The organism is Tsukamurella sp. USMM236, from assembly GCF_037148755.1.
Taxonomy (GTDB): Bacteria; Actinomycetota; Actinomycetes; order Mycobacteriales; family Mycobacteriaceae; genus Tsukamurella.
The window spans coordinates 1-23373 of record NZ_JBBCSS010000001.1 but is presented as its reverse complement, the minus strand read 5'-3'; the positions used below and the strand labels follow the sequence as shown (position 1 = coordinate 23373).

The following is a 23373-nucleotide window of genomic DNA, read 5'->3' as shown; positions in this document are numbered from 1 at the left end:
GAACCGGGGACACGGCTCACGCGCGGATCGCGACGAGGGACTTCACCAGGCCCGCGAACCGCTCGAACCAGACCTCCGAGTCGGGGAAGTACCGCCGCATCTGTGAGATGCCAACTAGATCGATCTCGTCGACCTGGTCCTGCGCCTCGGCGCGGGTGTGGGTGCGGACGTGGCCGCGGTTCCAGCGCAACGAGATCTGCGTCCGGGCCTCGTAGGGCAGCCACTGCATGCCGGGGAACAGCCAGTGCGGCTCGACCGGGAAGTACCGGTAGGGCGTCTGCACCCAGTGCCGGTCCGCGAGCGCGTGCACGTTGTCGGCCAGGCGCTGCCGCTGGACGTGCCCGCCGACGTGCTCCAGCAGCGAGTTCGAGAAGACCAGGTCGAACCGGTCCGCCGCGATCGCCGCCGGGAGCGTGCAGGCGTCGCCCTGCACGGCCACGATGTCGGGCGACCACGACTGAAGGTCCATCAGGTTCACGGTGGTCACCGAGGCGGGTCGTTCCGGGGCGAGCCGCCACGAGTCGGGGGTGCCGCCCAGGTCGAGCACCCGCATCTCCGCGAAGTCCGGGAACCGCCGCAGCAGCTCGTCCCACCGCCGGGCCCGGGCCCGCCCCGAGAGCGACCGCTCCGAGTCCACCCCGGTCACCGAGTCACGAAGCCAATCCGCCATGTCCGTCTCCTTCGAGCTCACCCGCACCGCGGGTCCGATGAGTGGTCCTGTGCGGGGGCGCGTTCCGCTCCCCCGCCGCACGCGACAACTCCGCGCCGAGCGCGTCCGTCGAGACCGCCGCCGTGTGTGCGCGCAGGTAGTGCGCGTGCGCGGCCCGGCCGCGGCGCTCGGCCTCCGCGGGATCCGCGAGGCGGTCGAAGGCGCGAGCCAGGCCCGCCACGTCGTCCACGCCGATCGGGTCCTCGCCGGACGGCTGGAACTCGGGAAGCGCGCCCTCGGGGGAGACGATCGGCGTCACCCCGAGCTGCATCGCGAGCACCTGGACTCCGCTCTGCGTCGCGCGCCGGTAGTGCACCACCGAGCCCTTGGCCCGGGCCATCGGCTCGAGCACGTCGGCGTACGAGTACGTGCCCCGCCGCCAGCGCACGGCCGGGGGCAGATCCGGGGAGAGGTCACCGTCGCCGATGAGGACCAGCTCGTCGCCGCGCCACCCCGGCCCGGCGACGTGCCGCTCCCACGCCGCGAGAGTGACGCCGAGGTTCTTGTACTCCGAGAGGCGCCCGAACACCACGAAGTCGCGGCGTCCCCCGGCTCCGACGAACGGCGGCACCCGCGCCTCGTCGAGGTCGCTGGCGAGCGGCGCCACCGCGGACGCGCCGATCCGGCAGCCGACGTACTCGCTGAACGCGACCGTTCCCGCCGCTGATTCCGCCCACCGGCCGAAGAGCCGACGCTCCCACGCGGGAAAGACCTCGTCGGCGCCGTGCGGCCGGTCGTCGTGGATGAGGTTCACGCGCGGCGCGCCGCCGGTGAGCAGCATCCACCGCGGGTCGCGCACCAGTTCGGTCACCACCACGTCGGGCGCGAAGGACCGCGCAGCCCGCAGCTCCCGCGCGAAGCCGGGCCACGTCGAGGCGGTGCGGGGCCGCGCGTCGAGCACCCGCTCGTAGGACCGCGCACCGTCGGACTCCGGGTGCTGGTCCGTGGTCACCAGGACCACCTCCCACCCGGCGTCCTGGAGCTGTTCGCAGTACACCCGGGCCAGGGGGCGCATCCAGGGCGAGAGCCAGAGCACGCGCCCCGTCACCGGAGGACTCCGGCGAAGGCGGCCTCGTAGCCGTCGGCCATGGCCTCGATCGAGTAGTTCGCCCGCATCCGCTCGAAGCCCCGATCGCCCAGGGCCGGCCACGCCTCGGGGTGCGCGAGCAAGTCGGTCATCGCGGCGCGCCAACCGTCGACGGTGACGTCCTCGACGAGGCGCCCGGCCTCGCCGTGGGCGAGCATCTCCGGGACCGCGCCGGTACCGGACGCGACCACCGGGACACCCCGGGCCATGGCCTCGAGGATCACCAGCGGGAAGGCCTCGTCGCGACTCGGCACGCACAGCAGGTCCGCGTCGGCGAGCGCGGTGTCGGGGCCCGGGACCCAGCCTCGCCAGTGCACCCGATCCCGTACCGCGGGGGGCGTGAGCGGTTCGAGCCGCTCACGGTCCGGGCCGTCGCCGTAGATCGACAGCTCCCACGGCACGTCGATCCCCGCCAGGGCCTCCACCAGCAGCTGCGGGTTCTTCCACTCGACGATGCGGCTGAGCATCACGAGGTGCGGCGGTCGGCCCGCGGCGCGGACGGGCCGGGAGGGCGGCGCGGAGTCGAGCTCGGTCGCCGAGACGATGCCGTTCGGCGCGGTGAAGACCGGTTTACCCAGGTCCTGGAACTGGGAACCCACATCCCAGTGGCCGGGGGCGAGTCCGACGAAGCCGTCGGCACGGCGCATCGCGCGGGCCAGCGGCGCCGAGAACGTCGTGCCGTTCGGTCCGAACCACGAATGCGCGGCCACCAGCCACCGTCGGTCCTTCGAGCCCGCTCGCCACAGCGACGCGAACCCCGTCTCGGTGTTCGTCGTGGCGCTGATCAGGATCTGCGGACCGTCCACCGGGTCCAGCGCCGGAGCCCACCAGGGCTGGCGGACCACACGCACCGAGTGCGGGATCTCGGCCACGATGGGGCCGAAGCGCTGCATGCAGGCGATGGTCACGGGATAACCGCGACGATCCAGCTCCGCCGCGAGCAGCGCGTGCTGCCGCTCCGCGCCGCCGTACACCAGCCGGTTGGTCGTGATCACGATCGCCGGCTTCGCCGTCCGCCGTGCGGTCGCCTTCGCACGGCGCGTCGACCGCTGCAGTCGGTCGAGCAGAGCAGTGCCCGCCAGGTACGTATCGGCGGCACGAACGCCGCGGTCGTGCTCGAGGTTCAGGGCGATGTTCGCGCGCAGCAGGTCGGTCGAGCGGCGCCCGGCCTTCGCGTCATCGGCGACGGTGCCGTGGCCGGCGTGCTCGACTCCCGCATCGTCGGTCAGCACCAACCGCCAGCCCGCGCGCCGGGCGCGCCACTGCCAGTCGGACTCCTCGCCGTAGAGGAAGAACTCCTCGTCGAACGGCCCGAGCGCCTCCCACGCGTCGCGCTGGATCGCGAGGCAGGCGCCCGTCAGGTAGCCCTCCACCTCGCCGGGCGCCTCCCCGTACAGGTCCGACAACGGAGTCCCCCGCAACCGTGCGGCGTAGCCCGCGTAGGAGGTCAGCGCGCGGACCGTGCCCCGCCGACGGTGCGCGACGTCCCAATCGCGTCCGTCGCTCGCGGAAAGTGCTGAATCCTGAATTCTTGGAGCAGCGGCGGCGACGCCCGGCGAGCGCAACGCCGCTCGCGTCACGGCCAGATCCCCGAGCAGCAGCGCATCGGGATTGAGCAGCAGCAGGTCGGCCTCCGGCGCGAGCGCGGCGAGCCGGTTGACCCCCGCGGCGAAGCCCCTGTTCGTTCCGTCGGTGTACCACTCGACGTCCGGGAACGCGGCGTGGAGCTCGGCGATCCCCGGCCAGTCCGGTCCGGAATTATCCCAGATCAGGGTGCGGATACCCGGGAGGTGCAGTGCCACCGACTCGAGGCACGCCCGCAGATCCACCGGATTCCGGTAGGCGACGACGAGGACGACGAGCGGGTGCTCCCCCGCTTCGGCGGGCGGCGGCGCCGATCCCAGACCGCCGCGCAGGTACGCACGATCCAGTTCGCTCGGCACGAACATCTCCTCACGCGTCATCGGGCGCTATCAGCTTCGTCATACTATACGCAATGACAACGCATGACGTTTCGTCATCGCATCATCGCGGCCACATCGCTCCGCGGGACGAGAGGACGGCCATGGAGGCACCGGGGGGATCACATCGACGACAGCATCCTCGCCAAGTGCCCGGCCATGACGTCGGTCGTGAACCGCTCCCGCGCTCGGGCCGCGGCCGCGCGGCCCATCTCGGTCCGCGCGGCCTCGTCAGTGAGCAACTCCCCGACGGCCGCGGCGAGCGCCTCGGGATCCTCCGGGGGCACGAGCAGGCCGGTCACGCCGTGCTCGACGTAGTCCGCGACGCCGGGATTGTCGGTGACCACGACGGGTCGGCCGCTGGCCATCGCCTCCAGCACCACCGTGAGCCCGGAGCCGGTGACGGTAGGATGGAGCGCAATCGCAACAACGGACGCCCGGGCGTAGAGGTCGCGGATCCGTCCGTCCAACCGCTCGGTGTGCACCGTGACCAGGCCCTCCGGAGCGTCGAAGGGCAGACCGGAGGCCAGCTCGAGATGGGTGTCCGGACGCTGCGCACGCACCTTCGCCAGTGCACGGATCAGCGTCGCGTGGTCCCGGAACCGGTCCTCCCCGGCGCTCACCACGAGCCCCGGAGTACCCGGACCCGGTTGTCGGACGTAGAAATCGGTATCGATTCCCAGGGGGATGAACTGCGTACGGGAAGCGGCAAGCCCCCACTCCCGCTGGAGCACGGGCAGCACGGCCGAGCACTGGGCCCACACCGCACCGGCACGCGGCAGCGCCCGCGCCGCGAGCTCGCCGTGCACACGGCCCGCGTTCGCGCGGGTCGTCAGCCAGCCGATCCCGGCGGCGACCGGCGTCCGGCCGGTGAGCAGCGCCGGGACTCCGGTGCGCTCGTCGTAGGACAGGATCGCGTCGGCGCCGTGCGCGCCCACGCCGAGCACCCGCTCGACGAATTCGTAGCCGTCGGTGCGGTGCCGTACCGAACGGGCGACCCGGTCCTCGATCCTGCCCCGGAGCCCGCACGCGGGTTGCGCCGAAGCGAACGTGACGCGCATGCCGTGGTCCTCGAGTCGATGGAGCCCGTACGGTGACCGATCCGGAACGTCGCCCTCGGCGTGCCGACGAGCCCACTCCGTCGCCGTCAATCCCCCAGCAAGAGGCACCGTCACCCGCACCGAACAGTCCTTTCGATTCGGCGGCTCCCCGGTCCGAGTCCCATGTCTCGACACCGCCCGATGATGAGACTATCGAGTCGCAAACAGATAATCACCGCGGACGGGCATCCCCGCGGCTCATCGCCCGAGCCTTCGGCCTCCAGTTGGCGGCGCGGATCGTCGGCCTCGTCGCCTCGCTCGCGACGATGGCGATCACCACGACCCACCTCGGCCTGATCTCGTACGGCCACCTGACCGCCGCCATCGTCTTCATCGGCCTGTGGACCAGCCTCACCGAACTCGGCATCGGGGCGGTCGTGGTCCGGCGCGTCACCTCCGGTGCCGGTGACCTGCGGCAACTCATCCGCGTCAACGTCGGCCTGTCGCTCGCGTACTGCGTGCCGCTCTCAGCGGCGGCGGTGATCACCGGCGCGCTGATCTACCGCGACACCGCCGAGGTACCGATGATGATCGCGATCATCGCCGGCGGCCTTGCGCTGACCACCCTGGCGTCCTGCTTCCAACCGCTGTTCATGACCAATGTGCGGTTCGGTGCGGTCGCCGTGTCGGACGTCGGCGGGCGCGCGCTCTCCCTCGTGGGCACGATCGTGCTGGTCCGGATCGACGCCGACCTGGTGTGGTTCGCCGCGGTCCAGCTGGTCCCGCCGCTGGTCATGCTGATCATCCAGGGCTTCGTGGCGCACCGCGCCGTCGGCATCCGGCCCGTCTTCTCGGCGCGGCAGAGCTGGGACCTGGTCCGGGAGAGCCTGCCGCAGACCGGCGTGCTGATCATCGCGGCTCTGTACTGGCGGGCCGACGCCTTCCTCCTCAGCGTGCTGAGCACGCCGCAGCAGACCGGCGCCTACGGCCTCGCGTATCAGATCACGTCGAACGCGACCGTGATCTCCGCCGTCTTCCTCGCCTCCTCGCTGTCCACGATGACGAATCTGTTCGCGACCGATAAGGAGCGCTTCGCCGCATTCGTGCAACGCAGCGCGGAGGCCCTGATCTTCGTCGGTGCGCCGATCGCGCTCGTCGGCGGCGTCCTCTCGCCGAGCATCATCGGCCTGCTCAGCACGGCGGAGTTCGTCGAGGTCGGCGGCCGGACGCTGAGCCTGCTGTTCATCGCAGTCTCGGTCACCTTCGTCACGGCCGTCCTCAGTCAGGGCCTGTTCGCGGCGCACGACCAGGTCTTCCTGCTGCGCCTCAACGTGGTGAACCTGATCGGCAACATCGCCCTGAACGTGATCCTGATCCCGTTCTACGGCGCGATCGGGGCCGCCGCCGCGCTCATCATCAGCGAGGTCATCGGCATGGTGGTCGCCGGATGGCGGCTGCGCTCCCGCGCGCCGTTCCGTCCGCCGTGGCAGTACCTGTTCCGGCTCGCGGTGCCGCTGGGCGTGGCGGTGATCGTCGCGATCGTGCTGCGCCATCAGTTCGTCCTGATCCCGCTCCTCGCATCCGCCGGCGCCTATCTCCTCACCAGCGCGATCGCGGGTCCGATCCGACTGTCGGCCCTGATCGGCATGGCCTCGCGCTCGCCCGAGCGGGAGTCGGAGTGATCCAGACCGCAGAAGTACACTCCAGCGAACCTGCGTAGTACAGTCAATGCTCGGAACACTGCAATTGCAACTGCGCTAGGGAGTCCCCGTAAATGAACGTCGCTGGTTTCCTGCGCTGGGCGCTCACCAAACCCGCCATCATCGTGCTGGTGCTGCTGGCCGGCATCACGGGCGGAGTCATCGGGTGGAAGTCGACCACGACCCACTTCGAGACCTCCGCGGCCGTGCTCGTGATCGGGCCTGGTGCGGGTAGCCGCAACGCGATGGACAACCCGTTCACCGGTCTCAACAGCGGTGCCGCCCAGATGGCGCACGTGCTGACGACCGTCGCGCAGTCCGCCGGGGGCCGCGCGGCCCTCGAGAAGAGCGGCTCCTCCCCCGACGTGGTGATGCTCGCGAGCGCCGGCGACGGCAACTCGACGCAGATCTCCCCGCTCATCACTTTCACCGTGAGCGCCCCCGAGGCCTGGCGATCCGAGGCCGGCGCCAACGCCCTCATCGAGTTCTGGCGCACCGAGCTCCGGAAGATGCAGGTCGAGGCCGGCGTCGTCGGCGACTCCTACGCGGACCTGCGGGTTCCCGTCGCGCCGACGCCGGGCGAGGAGGTCGGCGGCAACCCCCTGCGCGCCGCCATGGGCCTGGCCATGGGAGCGGCGCTCGCCACCCTGACCCTCTGCCTCATCGCCGCGGCCGCCTGGGAGGCGTTCCGGGCGCGCCGCCGCAAGGGCTCGGGTGACGCCTCCCGCACCGTCCCGATCCCCGTGCAGACGCAGACGACGCCCGCGACGCCCGAGGAGCTCACCGCCGAGTCGGCCGCGCTGGCCGGGATCGTGCCCGCGGCGCCCGAGTTCGGCGCCGAACCGGACGGCGGCGCACCGTCGCGCACCGTGCCCGCGGCGATCCCGATCCGCCCGCCGGGCGACGCGGCCCGCCGCGCGATGACCCGCTGGCGCGACCGCGTGGAGGAGGTCCCGGAGGAGTCCGAGATCCCGCTCCCGGACCTCGACGACACCGCAGCCGGCGACACCGGCGACCGGGTTCAGAACGCCTGATGGCCACCGTCACCGACCGCGGCGCGCCATCGACGCGGGCCTGGTCGGTGCTGCGGACCCCCGGCCGCTCGACCACGAGCCCTCCCGACCTGCCGTTCGCCCTGTTCGTCGGCACCGCGTGCTTCTTCCTCCTCGGGATGCAGCAGACCTTCACCGTTCCCGGGACCTTCGGACTGAGCGTGGGCCAGACGCTGTTCGCCGGCGCCGGGATCACCTGGGTGTGCCTGAACATCACCGGCTTCTCCGGCCCGGTCCGGGACCGGGTCACCCTGTTCGCGGTGCTCGGCTACGTGACCACGTCGTTCCTCTCCTTCGGGGCCAGCCAGATGCGCGGCGTGCCCTACGTCGCCCAGGTGGCACTCGACCGGTACATCCTCGGCGACCTGTACCTCCTCGGCGCAGTGCTCTTCCTGCTCACGGTGCTGCGCTCGGTCGGCAGCCTGCGGATCGTGATCGGCGGGCTCGTGATCGGCGCCACCCTGTCCGCCTGGTTCGGCCTGGTCAAGGTGGCCACCGGCATCGACCTCGCCGCCTACTTCACGCTGCCGGGCCTCAACTTCCGGGACTACCAGATCGTCACCAACCTGATGCGTGAGGGCGTCGCGCGCCCGCAGGGCAGCGCCGGCCATCCGCTCGAGCTGAGCGCCATCCTCACCGTGATGACCCCGCTCGGGGTGGCGCTCGCGCTCGAGGCCAAGGCCCGCCGCGTGAACACCTACTGGCTGTGGACGGGATGCACGGTGATCCTCGTCGGCGGCGCCCTCGTCACGCTGTCGCGGTCCGCAGTCGTCGGCACGGCGGCGGCCGTCGCCGTCATGTGCTGGCGCTGGCCGATCACCCGCGTCGCAGCCGTCCTCATCGCCGGCGGGACCGCGATCGGCCTGGGCCTGCTGTTCCAGCTGAAGTTCATCTCCGCGATGTTCGCGGTGTTCGCCGGCGCCTTCGGCGACGACTCGCTCCACTCCCGGGGCCGCGGGCTCGCCTACGCGAGCGAACACTTCTGGGAGCATCCGTGGCTGGGGCAGGGCGTGGGCGCCTACCCGGCGCTCAAGCAACCGGTGCTCGACAACCAGTACGTCTCCCGCCTGATGGAGGCCGGTGTCATCGGCTTCGCGACCTTCGTCGCGGCGCTCGTGGTGGGCCTGCTCCTGGCACTGCGCTCGTCGCGGTCGAAGAACCCGTCCATCGCCGAGCTCAGCGGCGGGATCGCGGGAGCCCTCGCCGCGGTGGCCGTGATCTCACTGATCCTGGACACGGCCGGATTCGTCCAGATCTGGTTCCTCACCTGGATCCTCATCGCCCTGGCCGGGGTGGCGAACAGCCTGCGCAAGGACGACGAGGCGGCGCGCGGCGCCGCGCCCGCACCGGCCGACGCGCCCGCGCGGGGCGACCTGCCCGCGCCGCGCCCCGCCGGCGTCTAGCGCGGGTCCACCGCCCCGTCGTCGCGGCCCGTGCGTTCCCGCCCCGTCAGCGCGGCCCGGCGGCGAGGGCGCGCATCGACGCGCGGACCTCGGGGGTGTTCTCCAGGACGCACATCATGTGGTCGGTCGGCTCCCCGTTGAAGATCCGGAAGTCGCGCCGCGTGCCGATGCGCTCCATCCCGAGCGCGGCGACGAGGTGCGCCGGACGCCCCTTGGTCTCCACACCGGGCGCGACGATGCGCTCGAGCCCGTACTCCGGGGCGAAGACCCGGTCGATCACGTTGGCGAGCCCCCAGGGAACGAGCGTTCCGGGCGAATCGGAGACCCACGCGGACAGCTCCCCGGCCCGGGTAACGGGGTCCACCCCGCAGAGACCGACCTCGCCGACCACGCGCGCCGGCTTTCCCGCGGCGTGCTCGACGATGACCAACGCGTACCGCGTCCGCCGCAGCGATCCGACGGCGGTATCGGCGAACCACTCCACCCACGCCATCGGGGAGTGGCACTCCTCCCAGGTGCGGTCCGGGCGCTTGAACGCCGGCGCCAGCCGGCGTTCGTTGGCCAGCCGGATGGTGCGCCACGACGCGTAGTCGGTGAGCCGCACCCGGCGCAGCTCGAACTCGCGGCCGTCGAAGACACCGCGTGCTCCGGCCCCGGACTTCCTTCTGGCCAGCACCGACGCGATCGGATTTTGCATTGCCGAATCCTATCCCGACACCGCGGCACGTAACGCCCGAACCCGACGTCACCCGCGCCCACCGGAACATCGAGGGACGGCGGAGGAAGCCCGTGCGCAGCGGATAATCTGACCGCATCATGACCACCCGCGCGTCGCTCCGCACCACGCTGACCGAGCTCGTCTCCGCGTGGTGGTTCGGCGGCCCCACGTACGACGAGCGGATCACCTACCTCCGCAACCGCTCGCTGCTGGGGCTCATCCGCGCCGCCGTGAGCATCTGCGCGTTCCTGCTCGGGCTGATGTCCATCGGGCTCCTGATCAACATCGCGCCGCTCTCGACCCCGGTGCAGGTGCGGCTGGTGGTGTGCGCCTTCGTCGCCGCGTTCTGGGCCGTCCGGTGGCAGGTCGGCCCGCTGCCGGGGGCGCGGGAGGCGGCGGTCTTCGTCGCCACCTCGATCATCGCGATCTACGGCGCGTCCTCGGCGCAGCACGACCCGGTGGGCGTCGCCCTCGGCGTCGCGAGCCTCGCGATGATCGCCACGTTCGGCGCGCTGATCCTCACGACCCGGTGGTTCGTCGTGAGCATGGTGCTGGTCGCGGCGGCGATCGCCGCGACCGCGCCGCCCATCGCCGCCGTGCACGGCATGTTCAACGCCGGGCTCGCCTCGGCGATCCTGGCCGGCGCGACCATCGGCGTGCCCGGGACGATGCAGTTCGGCATGACCTTCTCCTGGCTGGACACCGCCGAGGCCGGCACCGACCCGCTGACCGGCATCCCCAACCGCCGGGGCCTCCGCACGCGCTGGACCACGTGGGCGATGCGACGGTCCCCGTCGGCGGAGCACGTCGGCGTCCTCGTCCTGGACCTCGACCACTTCAAGGAGATCAACGACGGGCGGGGCCACGCCGCCGGCGACGAGGTCCTGGTGCACGTGGCCCGCGTGCTGCGCGTCGAGGGCGCCGCGGACGACGCCGTCATCGCCCGGCTCGGCGGCGACGAGTTCGCGCTGCTCGTGATGGGCCGCAGCACGCAGGAGTGCCTCGACCTGGGCGACCGGATCCGCCGGGCCGTGGCCGGCGACGCCGGCGTGATCACCAGCATCGGGGTCGCCGTGGACGAGCATCCCGACGTCGACGCCTCCCTGCTCACGGCGCTGCTCGAGGACGCCGACCGGGGGATGTACGAGGCGAAGCGGACCCGGGACGCGGTGGTCCTGGCCTCCTGACCCGACGGTGCGGCACCGTCGGGCCCGGCGGTCCGTCAGTCGCGGACGAGGCCCGGCAGGCGCCGGGTCATGATCTCCTCGGCGTCGGCGACGACCTTGTCGACGACGGCGGCGACGGTGTCGACCTCCTCGACGAGGCCCTGCGTCTGGCCGGCCCACCACATCCCATCCTCCATGCGGCCCTCGGTGAGGACGTTGGCGCGGCCCCGCGCGCCGGAGGCGAGCTCGGCGACGTCGTCGAAGCTCGCGCCGGGACGCTCGCCGATCTCGACGATCTGCTCGGAGATCGTGTTCCGCACGACGCGGGCGGTGTTGTGGAAGTTGCGGAAGACGAGCACGGTGTCGCGCTCGGAGTTGGCGACGATCTGATCCTTGACGTTCTGGTGGATCGGCGCCTCGACGGTCGCCATGAAGCGGGTGCCCATGTTCACCGCGTCGGCGCCGAGGGCGAGCGCCGCGGCGAGTCCGCTGCCGGTGGCGATGCCGCCCGAGGCGATGACGGGGATGCTCAGCTCGCGCACCGCGGCGGGGATCAGGATGAGGCCGGGCACGTCGTCCTCGCCCGGGTGACCGGCGCATTCGAAGCCGTCGATGCTGATCACGTCGACGCCCTTGCGCTCGGCGGAGAGGGCGTGGCGCACGCTGGTGGCCTTGTGGATGACCTTGACGCCGGCGGCCTGGAAGTCGGGCAGGTGCGGCGCGGGGCTCGACCCCGCGGTCTCGACGATCTTGATGCCGGACTCGACGATCACCGCGCGGTACTCGTCGTAGGGGACGGGGTTGATCGTGGGCAGGATCGTCAGGTTCACGCCGAAGGGCTTGTCCGTGAGGTCCTGGGTGCGCTTGATCTCCGCGGCCAGGGCCTCGGGGCTCGGCTGGGTCAGCGCGGTGAGGAAGCCCAGCGCGCCGGCGTTGGCGACGGCCGAGATGAGCGGGGCGGTGCCCAGGCCCGTCATGCCGCCGCAGACCACCGGGTGGTCGATGCCGAACATCTCCGTGATGCGTGTGCTGATCATGCTCGGTCGTGGTCCTCTCGATGGGGGCGGTGAACCCTCACAGTCTGGACGAAACGGGCGGCGCGCGCCATGGTTCGGCGTCCCCCTCCCGCGCGGGTCCGACGGTGCGCGGGCACAACGGATCCGACGGTGTCGTCGGGCGCGGGTCAGGACTCGGCGGCGCGGGCGGCCGGCGACGTGGCGAGGTACGCGACGGCCTGCGCGGTCGACCCGATCGACGCCGGGTCGAAGCTCGGCTTGAAGTAGACGAGCGTGAACTTGATGACGCTGCGGATCTTGGGCAGCAGGCCCTTGTGCGAGGCCTTGAGGTACTCCCACCACAGGCGCGGGTAGGAGTAGCTGAAGTGCGGGTCCTTGCGCAGCATGTAGCCCGACGAGCGGTGCAGGGTGAGCCCCAGGAAGAAGACGATGGTGAGCATCGCCCGCACGCGGTGCAGGTAGCCGGGGTCGAAATAGTTCGCCACGTCGTGTGCGACGGACCGGTGCTCGACCTCCTCGGCGCCGTGCCAGCGACAGATGTCGGCCATCACGGGGTTCACGTCGTACTCGTCCCAGGTGTTGTTCAGCGCGAACACCCCGAGGATGGCGGTGTAGTGCTCGATCCCGGCGATGAGCCAGAGCCGCTGCACCATGTCGTTGTACTGCGCGCGGTCCGACCGGTAGCGGCGCGGGGCGAGGATCTTGCGGAAGGTGTACTCCATCTGCCGCGCGAGCGGCTCGGTCTCGATGCCGCAGCGCCCGAGGTACTCCGACAGAGCCCGATCGTGGGACTCGGCGTGCATCGCCTCCTGGCCGATGAAGCCGCGCATGGTGCGGGCGAGGTTCTCGTCCTTCACGTACGGCAGCGCCTCGGTGTAGACCTCGCAGAACCACCGCTCGCCCTCGGGGAGGATCACGTGCAGGATGCTGCTGACGATGTCGCTGGCCACCGGCTGCCCGGGGATCCATTCCAGCGGGACGTCGTCCCAGTCGAATTCGACGTTGCGGGCGTGGATCTCCACGCCGACCGGTTCGACCGACGCCGCGTTCTTGCCGGCCTTGTTGCTGAGGGACACCATGCTCGACTCCAGCCTGTCGGAGAGATTCGTACAACGATGTAGGAACTGATCCGAAGTCTGGTGCGCCCTCAGTGATATGTCAAGCGTCGATTTCTATCACTTCGTCGGGGGCCCCGAGGTGAGGTCCGCCGAGTCGGCGAAGAGCAGGTCACCGGCGGTCGTGAGGACGGCCCACCGTCGGGCGGGCTCGGCGATGCGCTCCCCGTCGTACTCGGTGGCGACGGGGGTGAAGTCGCCGAAGTCGTCGACGATGCGGCCCGCGGACTCGCGGTCCGAGCCGGCGAACGCGACGACCTCCGTGCCGACCTCGAGCGCGGGATCGACGGTCGCCGCGGTGCTCGCGGCCGCGTCCGTCGTGGCCTCGGGGTCGGGGGTGACGGTCTCGGTCTTCGACCTACGCATGGCGTTCGTGCCTTCCCTGGGGGCTGCTCGGCCCGGGTGCGGAACCCGGGTCCGACGGTCCGCGGTGCTCCCCGCCGGCTGCTCGACGGAATATCGATCGTGCAGCTATCAGTCGCTGATGGCGATCTTGTGCGCGATCTTCGAGGAGAAGATAAGCACACTCCACGCGTTGGTGGAACCTCGTGCACCAGCGGTCACGCGAAATCCCCCGAAATTCGTCCGAATTCGGACACTACCGCCCACCGGCGTTCCGCACACGCTGCGATTGCGCAGGTCAGGGCGCCGGGGCCTTGCGTTCGCGACGGGACCGTGATTGCCTGGCCCCAGCGCCGCATGCCGGCGCCGCGGTTCCTGTCCCGTCCGGGGATCGCCTCCACTCCCGTCAGGGCGGCCACGAGGCCGCATGTTCCGACGCATCCCCCTCCGCCCGCGCCGTCCACATCCCGTCGTGGGGCTGTGGCTCGTCTTCTTCGTCAACGGCGCCGTGCTGTCCAGCTGGGCGCCGCGGATCCCCGAGGTCAAGGACCGGCTCGCCCTCTCCGACGCCGCGCTCGGTGCCGCGCTGTTCGGCGTCGCCGCGGGCTCCCTGCCCGCGCTGCTCCTGACCGACCGGCTCCTGCGCCGCGTCGACGGCCGCCTCGTCTGCCTGGCCTCCGGGGCCGCCTTCGCCGCGGGGCTCCCGGCGATCGCCGTGACGACGGGGCCGGTCGGCCTGGGCCTGGTGCTCGCTGCGCTCGGCGCGGCGTCCGGCGTCCTCGACGTCGCGATGAACACCGCCGGCATCGAGTACCAGCGGCGACGCGCGGGCGTGCCCGTCATCGCGCGCCTGCACGGGGGCTACAGCCTCGGCGTGCTGTGCGGCGCGGCGGGCGGCGCCGCGGCCGCGGCCGCCGGGGTCACCGTGGCCGGGCAGTTCACCGCCGTCGCCGGCGTCCTCCTCGTACTGCTCGCCGCCGCCGGCCGGCACGTCCCGCGGTCCGCCGCGCGCGGCACCGTCGGGACGGCCAGCGTCGGGACGGGCAACGTCGGGACGGACACCGGCGGTCCCGGCGCAGCGCCGCGCACGCCCCTGGTGCGGGCGATCACGCCGGCCGTCGCGGCGGTGGCGGTCGCGGGGCTGCTGCTCGAGGGCATGCTCGCGGACTGGTCGGCGCTGCTCGTCGCGCGGGATCACGGCGCGGGGAACGCCATCGGGGCGACGGTCGTCGTCGCGTTCAGCCTGGCCATGTTCGTCTCCCGCTCGGCGGGCGACCGGATCGTCCCGCTGCTCGGGGCCCGGCGCTGTCTCCTGCTCGCGGCGCTCGGCGGGAGCGCGGGCACCGCCGTCGGGCTGGTCGCTCCGGGGTGGATCGCGACGTACGCCGGCGTGGTGGTCGTCGGCCTGTTCCTCGGGCCGGTGTTCCCGCTCGCGATCGACGCCGCGGCGGCGCGGTCGCCGGGCTCCGCGGCGCGCGCCACGGCCGCGGTGAGCGCCGTCGGCTACCTCGCCCACCTGGGCGGGCCGCCCCTCGTCGGGGTCCTCGCGCGGCCCCTCGGGCTGCCCGGGGCCGTCGCTCTGCTGGGGGCCGCCGCGGGCGCGGCGCTCGCCGCCGGGGCCTTCCGCCCCGCCCATCCCGCCGACTCCCCGTGAGCGGCGCCGGAATGCGCGATGATCGACGGGGCTGTCCGGCTTGTGCGCACGCAACCGGGCCCGCGTGGACGACGGAGGCGACGATGAAGGCTCGATGGATGCTCCTGCCCGTGCTGGGCGCTGCGGGCACCGGCGCGGGATCGGCCGCGGGACGCATCCGCGCCCTGCGCGGCGTGGCGCCCGGGCTGCGGCACCCCGCCGCCGCGATGATCCCCTCGATCGGGCCCGTCTCGCTCAAGGCGGTCCGGGCGGCGCGCGGACCGTCGGGCATGCCGACGCGGGGCGGCGTCACCGTCACGCGGCACGACGTCGACAGTGGGCAGGATGTGTACGTCTACACGCCCGCGGCGCCGAACGGCGGTGCGCTGCTGTGGATCCACGGCGGCGGCACGATCATCGGCGCGCCCGAGATCGACCACCAGCGGTGCGTGCGGATGGCGCGGGACACCGGCGCGATCGTGGTGAGCACGCGGTACCGGCTGGCGCCCGAGCACCCGTTCCCCGCCGGGCACGACGACTGCTTCGCGGCGCTGCGGTGGCTGCACGACGGTGCCGCCGAGCGCGGGATCGATGCCGCACGGATCGGCGTCGGCGGGGCCAGCGCGGGCGGCGGACTCGCGGCGGGTGTGGTGCAGCGCGCCGTCGACGAGGGCCTGCCCGTCGCCTTCCAGCTGCTGGTCTACCCGATGCTCGACGACCGCACCCCGACTCGCCCGGCCGATCGCCGCGGCGCGCTCGTGTGGACGCGGCGCTCCAACGCCTTCGCCTGGGACGCCTATCTCGGCGCCGGGCACGCCGAACGGGAGGTGCCCGCCTACGCCGCGCCGGCGCGCCGCACCGACCTCGCCGGCCTGCCACCCGCGTGGATCGGCGTCGGCGACCTGGACCTCTTCCACGACGAGGACGTCGACTACGCGCGCCGGCTGGAGGCCGCCGGGGTTCCCGTCGAACTCCTCGTGGAGCCGGGGATGTACCACGCCGCGGACATCCTGGCCGCCCGCGCGACGTCGATGCGGGCCTTCACCCGCGCCGCGATCGGCTCCGCCGGAACGCATCTCGCGCCGCGCGGGTAGGCCCTTCGCGCTACTCGTGCACGACGGTCTTCGTCGCCTCGCCGTGGACGTGCTCGGCGACGATGCGATCCGCCCGGTCCAGGGGCCCGGTGTGCGTGATGACGTCCTGCGGGCGCAGAGCGCCGGTGCGCAGCAGCTCGAGGACCGCGGGGATGTGGGCCCGCGCGTGCGAGCGGCCCAGCTCGTAGCGGACGTTGCGGCCGTACATCAGCGCGGTCGGGATCGGACTCGACCGGCTCAGGCTCGACAGGGAGACGCAGGTGCCGTCGGGCGCGGTGCGCCGGATCGCGAGCCCGGCGCCCCGGCGGTCGCCGGTGCTGTCCACCACCAGGTCCGCCGGCGGGAGCGAGCGCACCGCGGAGGGTTCGTGGGCGAGCAGGCCCAGGCCGGCGGCGTGCCGGCGGACGTGCGCGCGGCGATCGATGAGGTGCACCCGGCGGGCGCCGAGCGCGAGGGCGGTGAGGCCGGCGTACAGCGCGACGCTGGCGCTGATCGGCGGCCGCCGCCCGATCTCGCTGAGGATCAGGACGTCGGCGTCGGGATCGCGGGCGAGCAGGCCCGGCAGGTGCGGCGCGACACCGCGGTAGCAGTCGACGACGTTGTCCGCCACGGAGGCCGCGGCGACCGGGTCGACACCGTCGGGCAGCGGGACCAGCATGCCGTCCGCGAACGGGACCGTCAGCAGGTCCGAGAGCGCGCCGCCCCAGTGGCCGCCGACGACGCCGAAGCCGTACATCGAGATCGGCGGGACGCGAAGGCAGTTCGCCGTGAGGCCCGCCGCGCAGGACCGGCAGGCGCCGCAGCTGATCTGGAAGGGCACGACGACGCGGTCGCCGGGCCGCACCGTCGTGACGCCCTCGCCGACGTCGACGACCTCCGCGACGCATTCGTGGCCGAAGTGGAAGGGCAGCGGGAAGGGCGTGCGCCCCAGCGCCATCGCCCGATCGAGGTCGCAGCTGGCGACCGCGATGGGACGGACGACCGCAGCGCCGGGCCCGGGCGGGGGTGGCGCCGGGACGTCGCGCCACCGCATGCGCCCGCCGGGCGAGGCGACGAGGGCCCGCATCGTCGGTCCTCCGCCCCGACGGTGCCGGATTCGGTCCGCAGCGGCGGACCGCAACCTCGTGAGGCGTTCCGCGGCACCGCGTTCCAGTGCCACGCGCGCGGCGGGGATCGCGGTCCCGGCGGTCGCGACCCCGGCGAGATGGCGCGCCGCGCCGCGCGGACGGTGCCGCGGGCCGGCGGGATAGAGGTAGGCGTGCGCCGCCGCGGCGGGGACCGCGGCCGACGGGGCCCGCTCGCTCACGCCCGTCCCCCGCGCCGCGCGGCACGCGCCAACAGGCGGGGGATGGTGACCAGGTGGAACGGGAGCACGACGGCCCAGACGAGTCGCGCCGCCGGTTTCGCGAACTCGACCGTCGTGGACCACGAGACCAGCTCGCCGTCGACCTGCACCACGTTCCGCGCGGCGATCAGGCCCGAGTCCTGCTCCAAGACCAGGAGGTCGCCCTCGTCGGCGCGGATGCGCCAGCCGAGGACGTGCCCGGGTCCGGTCCGCGGGCGCGACCGGAGCCGCAGGACGGTGCGCCAGCCGAGGAGCAGCACCGTCGGCATCGGGGCGGGGGCGTCCTCGAAGACGGAGCGCGCCCACTGCTGCGCCGTGCGATCGTCGCCGGGGCGTCGCGCGACGGCGAACGTGTAGGTCGCATCGGCGCCGGCGACCCCGGCCGACCGGGTTCGCGCGGGCGGTTCCGCGCGTCGTGCCACCGTGTCTGCCATCGCGCACTTCCTTCGTCGCGGCGAGCCGGATACCGGAGTCTCGATACGTCTCGTAACATACTGACGCGACGGTATGTGGTCAAGGTCACCGTCGGGGCGAGAGCTGGGAGGCGGGCGCGTGGACGGTAAGGCATCGGAGCCGGCCGCGTCGAGGCCGGAACGGCGGACGCAGGCGCAGCGACGGGAGGCGACCCGCGCCGCCCTGATCGACGCCGCCCTCGACGTCTTCGCGCGGAGCGGCTTCCACGCGGCCTCGCTCGACGAGATCGCCGCCGCGGCCGGGATGTCCAAGGGCGCGCTCTATTACAACTTCGCGTCGAAGGAGGAGCTGTTCCTGGCGCTGCTGGAGGACCGGTTCCAGCGCATCCTCGACACCGTCCGCGCGAACGCCGACGGTGCGCAATCGGCGGCGCACCTCTTCGTCTCCGCGATCGAGGACATCCCCGGCTGGCTGCCGCTCTACCTCGAGTTCCTCGCCTACGCCGCGCGCACGCCGCGCGTCGCCGAGGAGTACGCGCGACGGTTCCTCCGCGACTCCCGGCGACAGGTGGCCGAGACCCTCGAGCAGTTCTCCGCCGACCTCGCCGTCGACCTCCCGCGCCCCGCCGCCGAGCTCGCGGTGACCGTCGACGCGATCATGCTCGGTTTCACCATCGGCCGGCACTTCGACCCGGACACCCTCCCGGACGCCGTGCTCGACGACGCCCTGCTCCGCACCGTCCTCGGCCGGATCGGTTAGCCGGGACGGGCCCCTGCCCTCACTCCCGCGTCGCGGTGTAGGCGTCGCTGTCGGACGGCCCCGTTCCGGTGAGCATGATCAGGTCCGCCACCGCGTCGAGATCGACCTCGGGTGCCGCCGATCCCGAGTGCGCGAGCGTGATCACCGCGGCGAGGTGCGGCGATCCGTCGGCGTACGCGGTCACGTCGATGACGAGGATGTCGACGCCCGCCTTGACGACGTGCGACGTCAGGCGCGCCCCGAAGCCGACGCGCTGCCCGATCCGCAGCGGCCGGACCACCGTGAACTGCTGCGCCGCGTGCACGATCCGGGAGAGGTTGCAGTTCGGGATCGCGCGACTGACCAGCGCGGACGCGGCGTCGAACATCGGCGCGGCGAGGAGGGCGACGGGAACCGGGGTGTCAGCGGGCAGTACTCCCCGGGCGCCGAAGGGCACGTGGGGGTCGCGCACGGCCCGGGCGAACCCGCGCACCGCCTCCGCGCCGATCTCGTAGGCGTCGTCGAACCGGAGATCCCACTCCTCCGGGCGCGGGCCGTCCGGGAGGCTCGCCGGGGCGGTCATGAGCCGCTCCGCACGGAGTCGTCGATCCGGTCGGAGAGCCGCACGCGGCTGAGCCTTCCCACCAGGTAGCTCTCGATCGTCTCCGCACACGGGGCGTGCGAGCGCGCCGGCCTCGTCGACGCCGCGCCGACCACGGCCTCGCCGATCGCGATCCGCCAGATCCCACGCACCGTCTCCGCCGCGTCCTCCTCGTCGAAACCGAGGGCGCGCACGCCGTCGGCCAGGTCCCGAAGGTGGACCCGAGTGAACTCCTCCACCCCGATGTACCCGTCCAGGATCCCCGCGAGCGCCCAGGGCCGGGCCTCGAGGAAGCGCACCACCGCCACCGACGACTGCACGGCCCGGTCGAAGGGATCGTCCGACGGGCGCTCGCGCCGGTGGTCGGCCACGCCGCCGTGCCGGTTGAACAGGAAGTCGAGAAGCTCGTCCTTCGAGTCGAAGTAGTAGTAGATCCCCATGGGGCTCGCGCCGAGCCGGGCCGCGAGCCGGCGCATGGAGAAGTTCGCGTACCCGTCGTGCGTGAGGATCTCGATCGCCGTCGCGACGATCTTGTCCCGGCTCATGCGGGGTGGTCTGCCTTGGCGGGCCGTCGTGTCCATACGGTGGGCGCCTCCTGATCGGAAACATGGTCACCGATCATTCGGAGCCGATGTCCCCGCGGATGGGAGCGACCGACGGATCGGCGACCCGCATCGTCAGTCCCACCAGAACGACCAGCGATCCGAGCGGTCCAGGGCCCGGCCGTAGTCCTCGAGCGTGAAGCCCTCGAAGTTGTCCACGCAGAACGCGAAGTGCTCCGCCGCGAGAACCGTCCGTCGCTCCGCGCCCGTCGGGCGTCGCGCGACCTGGAGAACCATGGTGTCGACCCCGAGGGACACCAGCGACGCGCCGAAGCGGTCCTCCCACGACCGCAGGACGGCGGTGACATCCCCGCCCGTGAGCTGCGCGTTCGTCGCGCCCCACCAGCCGAGTGCCGCGGGCACGTCGGCCGTCCGCGCGACCGGGACCAGGAGAAGGCTGCCGCGCTCGGCGACGGTGAGCCGATCCGGCGTCGGGTCCGGCCCCCGGCGCCCGGACATCGCGCGGGATCGCCGCCCGTGCGGTTCGGGGCGCGCCGGCGGCGCGCCGGTCGAAAGAGGCATTCGCCGATCGTGCCGACTCGTGCCTGCCGCGGGCTGAAGGGACGCTTGCCCGGCGATCGCACGCGGCATTCTCGGACCGGCGGCACCGTCGACCGACTGTCGCGCAACGAAAGAACCCCGGGCCACGTACTCGTGACCCGGGGTTCTTCTCGTGTGGTGAGCGGTTCTCGAATGCACGTGAATCGCACATTCCGGGATGGATTTCCAACGATTAAGTGCCGAAATTCCAACGATTACTTCGCGGCCGGACTCCGACCTGGAGTACCTGTAGCGGGAGCTGTGGGGCATCTTGGGGGCCGCGAGTTCGACCCGCGGTCGCGGTGGTGCGGTTGGCCCTTCGCGCGGGAGCGGGCGAGCTGGCTCCTTGCCTTCTGGTGGGGGTCAGATTTCCCACGATTACTTTGTCTACGGTCATACGACGAGTGGCCGGCCCCACAGGGGTGGGGCGGCCCCACCAGTGAAAATAAACGTGCGCGGTGGTGTTCTGGTCGGTGGGTATCCGAGGTCTGCCTGGAGTTGTCGCATCCGGCGGTTGATGGACTCGCCGCGCGGTCGTCTCTCAGCGTGGCTTCGCTGCGCCGAGAGGTTGGCCACTACGACTGCGAGTGCGAGTGTGATCGCGATCATCGGTTGTCGTCGCGGCCCCGACGTCAGGTCTGAGAGTCCGGTTACCGATCTCGACTTGAGGATGCTGAACCTTTGCTCGGTGAGCGCTCGAGCGGCTTCGAAGTAGACCATGTGCTCCCACGAACCTGGTGTTAGCCCGAACTGGGCCATCCTGAGCTGATCCGGAGACAGCCCGACGGTTATTGCTGGGCTGTCGCAGCACGAGTACTGGTCCGCTGTCCACGTTGGTTCGAGCGTGGGGACATCTCCGTGGATATCCATCGACTCCGGTCGGAGCGGACAACGAACGCGGCCGAACGCCGCCGGGCAAACGAGCTGCGTCTTGACGAGCTCGGGCGCTTTCGGGCGAATGTCGGACGGCTGGCCCCGCTGCATCACACCGTGAACTGGCCGCGAGTTCCTTCCCATGAGAAGCGGGAGAGTCCGTTGCAGGCGGCGGTCGTGGTCTGCGAATCCGGGCGGCTTCGACGCCAACATCTCTCGCCCTGGCGGCACCGTGACCTTCTCTGCAATGTCGGTTATCGCAGGGCAGTAAAAGTCCCCTGCGACCATGATTGGCCCGGGTTTCCGGCCGCCTTCAGTGGCGGGCAGGCTGTCATGAATCATGATCCAGTGCTTTGGGTACCGCCCCACGTATGCGTACTGTTCGCGCACCATCGAGTCGGCGAAGCCTCGCTTGGAGTTGTATCCCATGTCGACGGTGAGATAGGGCCAGCGCGTTCGGGTGCCGTCCTTGCGCGCAGTCAGTCCGTTCTCCTTCGCATGTGCCAGCGCCCGGAGGACCGCGCCAGCGTCCCCGGATGTCGGGGGGTGTACGTCGATGCCGATGATGACGGGAGCTACGCCGTGCATACGGTTGGGTTCACCGATCCGCGTGAGCGCTGTGAGGCCAATACCTACTCCGCTCTTCGTGAGAGCAGCCTTCTGACCGTCGGTGCGGACCTTGTTACTGCGGTCACGCCCATACGGCTTGGCGAAAGGAGTGGCACCACGCCGCTTATCGCTCGCGACGCCCAGGCCGGTCATGTTCGTGGCGAGGTCGAAGATCGACTCGTCCACGACGAGATCGCCTGCGCATCCCTCGGGTGCGCGGTCCAGGACTGAGCCAGCCACCAGGCTGTTGGCCACCTTCGAGAGCAGCTCGGCTGCGTGATGCGATGCCTGTTTCTGTTCGCGACTCCGCCTGCGGACGATCTGCTGATGCTCTTCGTTGGTGATGCGCCGTGCTGGCAAGTCCGGGTCGGGGTCGATCGGCGCCAGCCTCCTGGCGAGGAATGCATGGAGCCGGGCGTACTCGGTACGCGAACTGGTCCGAACAGGATCGAGATCCTGCCCGTCCATGCCGACTTCAGCCAGCTGCTTCGGGGTGAAGTCACTGATCAATTGGAGAATGCCAGCAACCGTGGGAGGACGTTTGAGCATCACGCATAGCAGTGCCGATACCAGCACTGCTCGAATCGTGTACCGGACTCCGGCAGCTCGTCGACCTCCGGGCCCAACCGACTGCTGATGGATCTCATCGATCAGACGGTCAGCGCCGGATCGATCGATCACTCCGACCGCCTCGGCGAACAGCGACTCCGACACCGTGAGCGTAGGACGGAAGGTGCTGATCACGCTGGCACCCCCCGTCCATCGAGAGCGACCAACGTGGCGCGGATACCGTAGATCGGAAACGACGGCCGGTGGTCCTTGATCGATGCGAACGTGCTCACGTCGGCGAGTTGGACCATGAGGCACGCTGGGACCGTCTTCGCGAGGTCGTGTATCCATCGCTCCCGTGCAGCGAGCAAGTCGATCGACGTGTGCCCGTGCCTGCGAAGGTACTCGTTGAGACGATTGCCGAAGTTGCGGTCCGTGGGACCGATGCCGGGAGTCATCATGCTCGCGTCACCCACCTCTTTGGCACGCTGCAAGATTCGTTCCGAACGCGCGACGTCAACCACAGGTACATGGCGCACTCCGCCCGCACGGTTGGGAAGGGTCACCACAGCATGCTCACGGCCGAAGTAGGTCGTCGACGAAATCGACGTGCCCCGAACTCGCGACAGCTCACCCTGACGAACCCCCGCACCAAGGGCCAGATCCAGGCTCACGTACGCGCGCCGCTGTTGTTCGCCCGACAGGGATGCGGCGGTGCGATACCAGTCCGCGATCAACGTGTCGCTCGCCGGTGCCGCAGTACGGCGTTTCGGCTTCTTGCTCGCCGCCCTTGACAACGGGTACTCACGGGGATGGACCAGCCGGCCGACTGCGTAGTAGAGATACTGGTTCTGCCGGGCGCCCCGCTCGCGTCCCGTTGCGATCAGGTGATTGATATATCCGTCCACCACTGACCGACGGAACACTGACTGGACGTCGATCGGCAGAGGCGGCTGGGACTGCTGCACGATCGGGTGACAGTGTCGGTGTCATGCCGCTGAGGCGGCTGTGTTGATGATCGTCTCGTATTCGACGGGCGTCAACCGGCCGAGGCGGACCTGACGGC

General features: G+C 71.5%; 22 protein-coding genes. 7 read left to right on the top strand and 15 right to left on the bottom strand.

Annotated elements, in window-relative coordinates:
* Window positions 1–16 precede the first annotated feature (16 nt).
* The 4 genes from WFK95_RS00110 to WFK95_RS00095 form a co-directional block, all read right to left on the bottom strand.
* A complete protein-coding gene (locus WFK95_RS00110) occupies window positions 17–670 on the bottom strand; it encodes a class I SAM-dependent methyltransferase (RefSeq protein ID WP_224644831.1) in 654 nt (217 codons plus the stop codon).
* Window positions 651–1745 carry a glycosyltransferase family 4 protein gene (locus WFK95_RS00105; protein WP_224644948.1) on the bottom strand — a complete coding sequence of 365 codons (1095 nt, stop codon included), beginning with the start codon at window positions 1743–1745 and terminating at the stop codon, window positions 651–653. The genes WFK95_RS00110 and WFK95_RS00105 overlap by 20 nt, the downstream gene beginning before the upstream one ends.
* Before the next feature lie 8 nt (window positions 1746–1753).
* The gene (locus WFK95_RS00100) at window positions 1754–3739 is read right to left on the bottom strand and encodes a glycosyltransferase (protein WP_224644830.1); all 1986 of its coding nucleotides are present in this window, start codon (window positions 3737–3739) and stop codon (window positions 1754–1756) included.
* A gap of 140 nt (window positions 3740–3879) precedes the next feature.
* A complete protein-coding gene (locus WFK95_RS00095) occupies window positions 3880–4818 on the bottom strand; it encodes a glycosyltransferase family 4 protein (protein WP_224644829.1) in 939 nt (312 codons plus the stop codon).
* Between the two features lie 263 nt (window positions 4819–5081).
* Between WFK95_RS00095 and WFK95_RS00090 the strand changes: the two genes are divergently transcribed.
* From WFK95_RS00090 to WFK95_RS00080, 3 genes are all read left to right on the top strand, one after another.
* Entirely contained in the window at window positions 5082–6479 is a 1398-nt protein-coding gene (locus WFK95_RS00090; RefSeq protein WP_224644828.1) for an oligosaccharide flippase family protein, read from the top strand.
* A gap of 92 nt (window positions 6480–6571) precedes the next feature.
* On the top strand, window positions 6572–7531 hold the full coding sequence (locus WFK95_RS00085) for a hypothetical protein (RefSeq protein WP_224644827.1): 960 nt from the start codon (window positions 6572–6574) through the stop codon (window positions 7529–7531).
* A complete protein-coding gene (locus tag WFK95_RS00080) occupies window positions 7531–8952 on the top strand; it encodes an O-antigen ligase family protein (protein WP_336669519.1) in 1422 nt (473 codons plus the stop codon). The genes WFK95_RS00085 and WFK95_RS00080 overlap by 1 nt, the downstream gene beginning before the upstream one ends.
* Before the next feature lie 46 nt (window positions 8953–8998).
* On the opposite strand, the gene WFK95_RS00075 is transcribed toward WFK95_RS00080, so the two are convergent.
* The gene (locus WFK95_RS00075; RefSeq protein ID WP_336669518.1) at window positions 8999–9649 is read right to left on the bottom strand and encodes a GNAT family N-acetyltransferase; all 651 of its coding nucleotides are present in this window, start codon (window positions 9647–9649) and stop codon (window positions 8999–9001) included.
* Window positions 9650–9768: 119 nt separating this feature from the next.
* Here WFK95_RS00075 and WFK95_RS00070 point away from each other — a divergent pair, with 119 nt between their 5' ends.
* The gene (locus WFK95_RS00070; protein WP_336669517.1) at window positions 9769–10857 is read left to right on the top strand and encodes a GGDEF domain-containing protein; all 1089 of its coding nucleotides are present in this window, start codon (window positions 9769–9771) and stop codon (window positions 10855–10857) included.
* Window positions 10858–10892: 35 nt separating this feature from the next.
* On the opposite strand, the gene WFK95_RS00065 is transcribed toward WFK95_RS00070, so the two are convergent.
* From WFK95_RS00065 to WFK95_RS00055, 3 genes are all read right to left on the bottom strand, one after another.
* The gene (locus WFK95_RS00065) at window positions 10893–11873 is read right to left on the bottom strand and encodes an NAD(P)H-dependent flavin oxidoreductase (protein ID WP_336669516.1); all 981 of its coding nucleotides are present in this window, start codon (window positions 11871–11873) and stop codon (window positions 10893–10895) included.
* Between the two features lie 146 nt (window positions 11874–12019).
* Window positions 12020–12931, bottom strand: coding sequence for a metal-dependent hydrolase (locus tag WFK95_RS00060; RefSeq protein WP_224644822.1), 912 nt, complete (start codon window positions 12929–12931; stop codon window positions 12020–12022).
* Between the two features lie 96 nt (window positions 12932–13027).
* Window positions 13028–13333 carry a hypothetical protein gene (locus WFK95_RS00055; RefSeq protein ID WP_336669515.1) on the bottom strand — a complete coding sequence of 102 codons (306 nt, stop codon included), beginning with the start codon at window positions 13331–13333 and terminating at the stop codon, window positions 13028–13030.
* Between the two features lie 403 nt (window positions 13334–13736).
* On the opposite strand from WFK95_RS00055, the gene WFK95_RS00050 reads away from it, so the two are divergent.
* On the top strand, window positions 13737–14963 hold the full coding sequence (locus tag WFK95_RS00050) for a hypothetical protein (RefSeq protein WP_336669514.1): 1227 nt from the start codon (window positions 13737–13739) through the stop codon (window positions 14961–14963).
* Between the two features lie 83 nt (window positions 14964–15046).
* Entirely contained in the window at window positions 15047–16036 is a 990-nt protein-coding gene (locus tag WFK95_RS00045) for an alpha/beta hydrolase (RefSeq protein WP_336669513.1), read from the top strand.
* Window positions 16037–16046: 10 nt separating this feature from the next.
* Here WFK95_RS00045 and WFK95_RS00040 read toward each other — a convergent pair whose 3' ends face one another.
* On the bottom strand, window positions 16047–17342 hold the full coding sequence (locus tag WFK95_RS00040) for an alcohol dehydrogenase catalytic domain-containing protein (RefSeq protein ID WP_336669512.1): 1296 nt from the start codon (window positions 17340–17342) through the stop codon (window positions 16047–16049).
* Window positions 17339–17815, bottom strand: a complete 477-nt coding sequence (locus WFK95_RS00035; RefSeq protein WP_224644817.1) for a DUF2867 domain-containing protein — start codon at window positions 17813–17815, stop codon at window positions 17339–17341. Before WFK95_RS00035 ends, WFK95_RS00040 begins: the two co-directional genes overlap by 4 nt.
* A 118-nt stretch (window positions 17816–17933) precedes the next feature.
* Between WFK95_RS00035 and WFK95_RS00030 the strand changes: the two genes are divergently transcribed.
* A complete protein-coding gene (locus WFK95_RS00030) occupies window positions 17934–18554 on the top strand; it encodes a TetR/AcrR family transcriptional regulator (protein WP_224644816.1) in 621 nt (206 codons plus the stop codon).
* Between the two features lie 19 nt (window positions 18555–18573).
* Here the strand turns inward: WFK95_RS00030 and WFK95_RS00025 are convergent, their stop codons facing one another.
* The 5 genes from WFK95_RS00025 to WFK95_RS00005 all read right to left on the bottom strand — a co-directional run bounded on the left by WFK95_RS00025 (window position 18574) and on the right by WFK95_RS00005 (window position 23275).
* Window positions 18574–19116 carry an FAS1-like dehydratase domain-containing protein gene (locus tag WFK95_RS00025; protein ID WP_224644815.1) on the bottom strand — a complete coding sequence of 181 codons (543 nt, stop codon included), beginning with the start codon at window positions 19114–19116 and terminating at the stop codon, window positions 18574–18576.
* Entirely contained in the window at window positions 19113–19679 is a 567-nt protein-coding gene (locus WFK95_RS00020; protein WP_336669511.1) for a TetR/AcrR family transcriptional regulator, read from the bottom strand. Before WFK95_RS00020 ends, WFK95_RS00025 begins: the two co-directional genes overlap by 4 nt.
* A gap of 132 nt (window positions 19680–19811) precedes the next feature.
* A complete protein-coding gene (locus WFK95_RS00015; protein WP_336669510.1) occupies window positions 19812–20258 on the bottom strand; it encodes a DUF4253 domain-containing protein in 447 nt (148 codons plus the stop codon).
* Window positions 20259–20669: 411 nt separating this feature from the next.
* Window positions 20670–22502, bottom strand: a complete 1833-nt coding sequence (locus tag WFK95_RS00010) for a hypothetical protein (RefSeq protein ID WP_336669509.1) — start codon at window positions 22500–22502, stop codon at window positions 20670–20672.
* Window positions 22499–23275 (bottom strand): hypothetical protein, encoded by a 777-nt coding sequence (locus WFK95_RS00005; RefSeq protein ID WP_336669508.1) that lies wholly within the window; start codon window positions 23273–23275, stop codon window positions 22499–22501. The genes WFK95_RS00010 and WFK95_RS00005 overlap by 4 nt, the downstream gene beginning before the upstream one ends.
* Window positions 23276–23373 lie beyond the last annotated feature (98 nt).

Excerpts from the sequence above, each read along its gene's own strand:
- WFK95_RS00020 (WP_336669511.1), bottom strand. The coding sequence starts at position 19,679 with ATGAGCCGGGACAAGATCGTCGCGACGGCGATCGAGATCCTCACGCAC.
- WFK95_RS00050 (WP_336669514.1), top strand. The coding sequence starts at position 13,737 with ATGTTCCGACGCATCCCCCTCCGCCCGCGCCGTCCACATCCCGTCGTG.
- WFK95_RS00085 (WP_224644827.1), top strand. The coding sequence starts at position 6,572 with ATGAACGTCGCTGGTTTCCTGCGCTGGGCGCTCACCAAACCCGCCATC.
- WFK95_RS00095 (WP_224644829.1), bottom strand. The coding sequence starts at position 4,818 with ATGCGCGTCACGTTCGCTTCGGCGCAACCCGCGTGCGGGCTCCGGGGC.
- WFK95_RS00080 (WP_336669519.1), top strand. The coding sequence starts at position 7,531 with ATGGCCACCGTCACCGACCGCGGCGCGCCATCGACGCGGGCCTGGTCG.
- WFK95_RS00065 (WP_336669516.1), bottom strand. The coding sequence starts at position 11,873 with ATGATCAGCACACGCATCACGGAGATGTTCGGCATCGACCACCCGGTG.
- WFK95_RS00110 (WP_224644831.1), bottom strand. The coding sequence starts at position 670 with ATGGCGGATTGGCTTCGTGACTCGGTGACCGGGGTGGACTCGGAGCGG.
- WFK95_RS00070 (WP_336669517.1), top strand. The coding sequence starts at position 9,769 with ATGACCACCCGCGCGTCGCTCCGCACCACGCTGACCGAGCTCGTCTCC.
- WFK95_RS00035 (WP_224644817.1), bottom strand. The coding sequence starts at position 17,815 with ATGGCAGACACGGTGGCACGACGCGCGGAACCGCCCGCGCGAACCCGG.
- WFK95_RS00045 (WP_336669513.1), top strand. The coding sequence starts at position 15,047 with ATGAAGGCTCGATGGATGCTCCTGCCCGTGCTGGGCGCTGCGGGCACC.
- WFK95_RS00015 (WP_336669510.1), bottom strand. The coding sequence starts at position 20,258 with ATGCCTCTTTCGACCGGCGCGCCGCCGGCGCGCCCCGAACCGCACGGG.
- WFK95_RS00060 (WP_224644822.1), bottom strand. The coding sequence starts at position 12,931 with ATGGTGTCCCTCAGCAACAAGGCCGGCAAGAACGCGGCGTCGGTCGAA.
- WFK95_RS00055 (WP_336669515.1), bottom strand. The coding sequence starts at position 13,333 with ATGCGTAGGTCGAAGACCGAGACCGTCACCCCCGACCCCGAGGCCACG.
- WFK95_RS00075 (WP_336669518.1), bottom strand. The coding sequence starts at position 9,649 with ATGCAAAATCCGATCGCGTCGGTGCTGGCCAGAAGGAAGTCCGGGGCC.
- WFK95_RS00025 (WP_224644815.1), bottom strand. The coding sequence starts at position 19,116 with ATGACCGCCCCGGCGAGCCTCCCGGACGGCCCGCGCCCGGAGGAGTGG.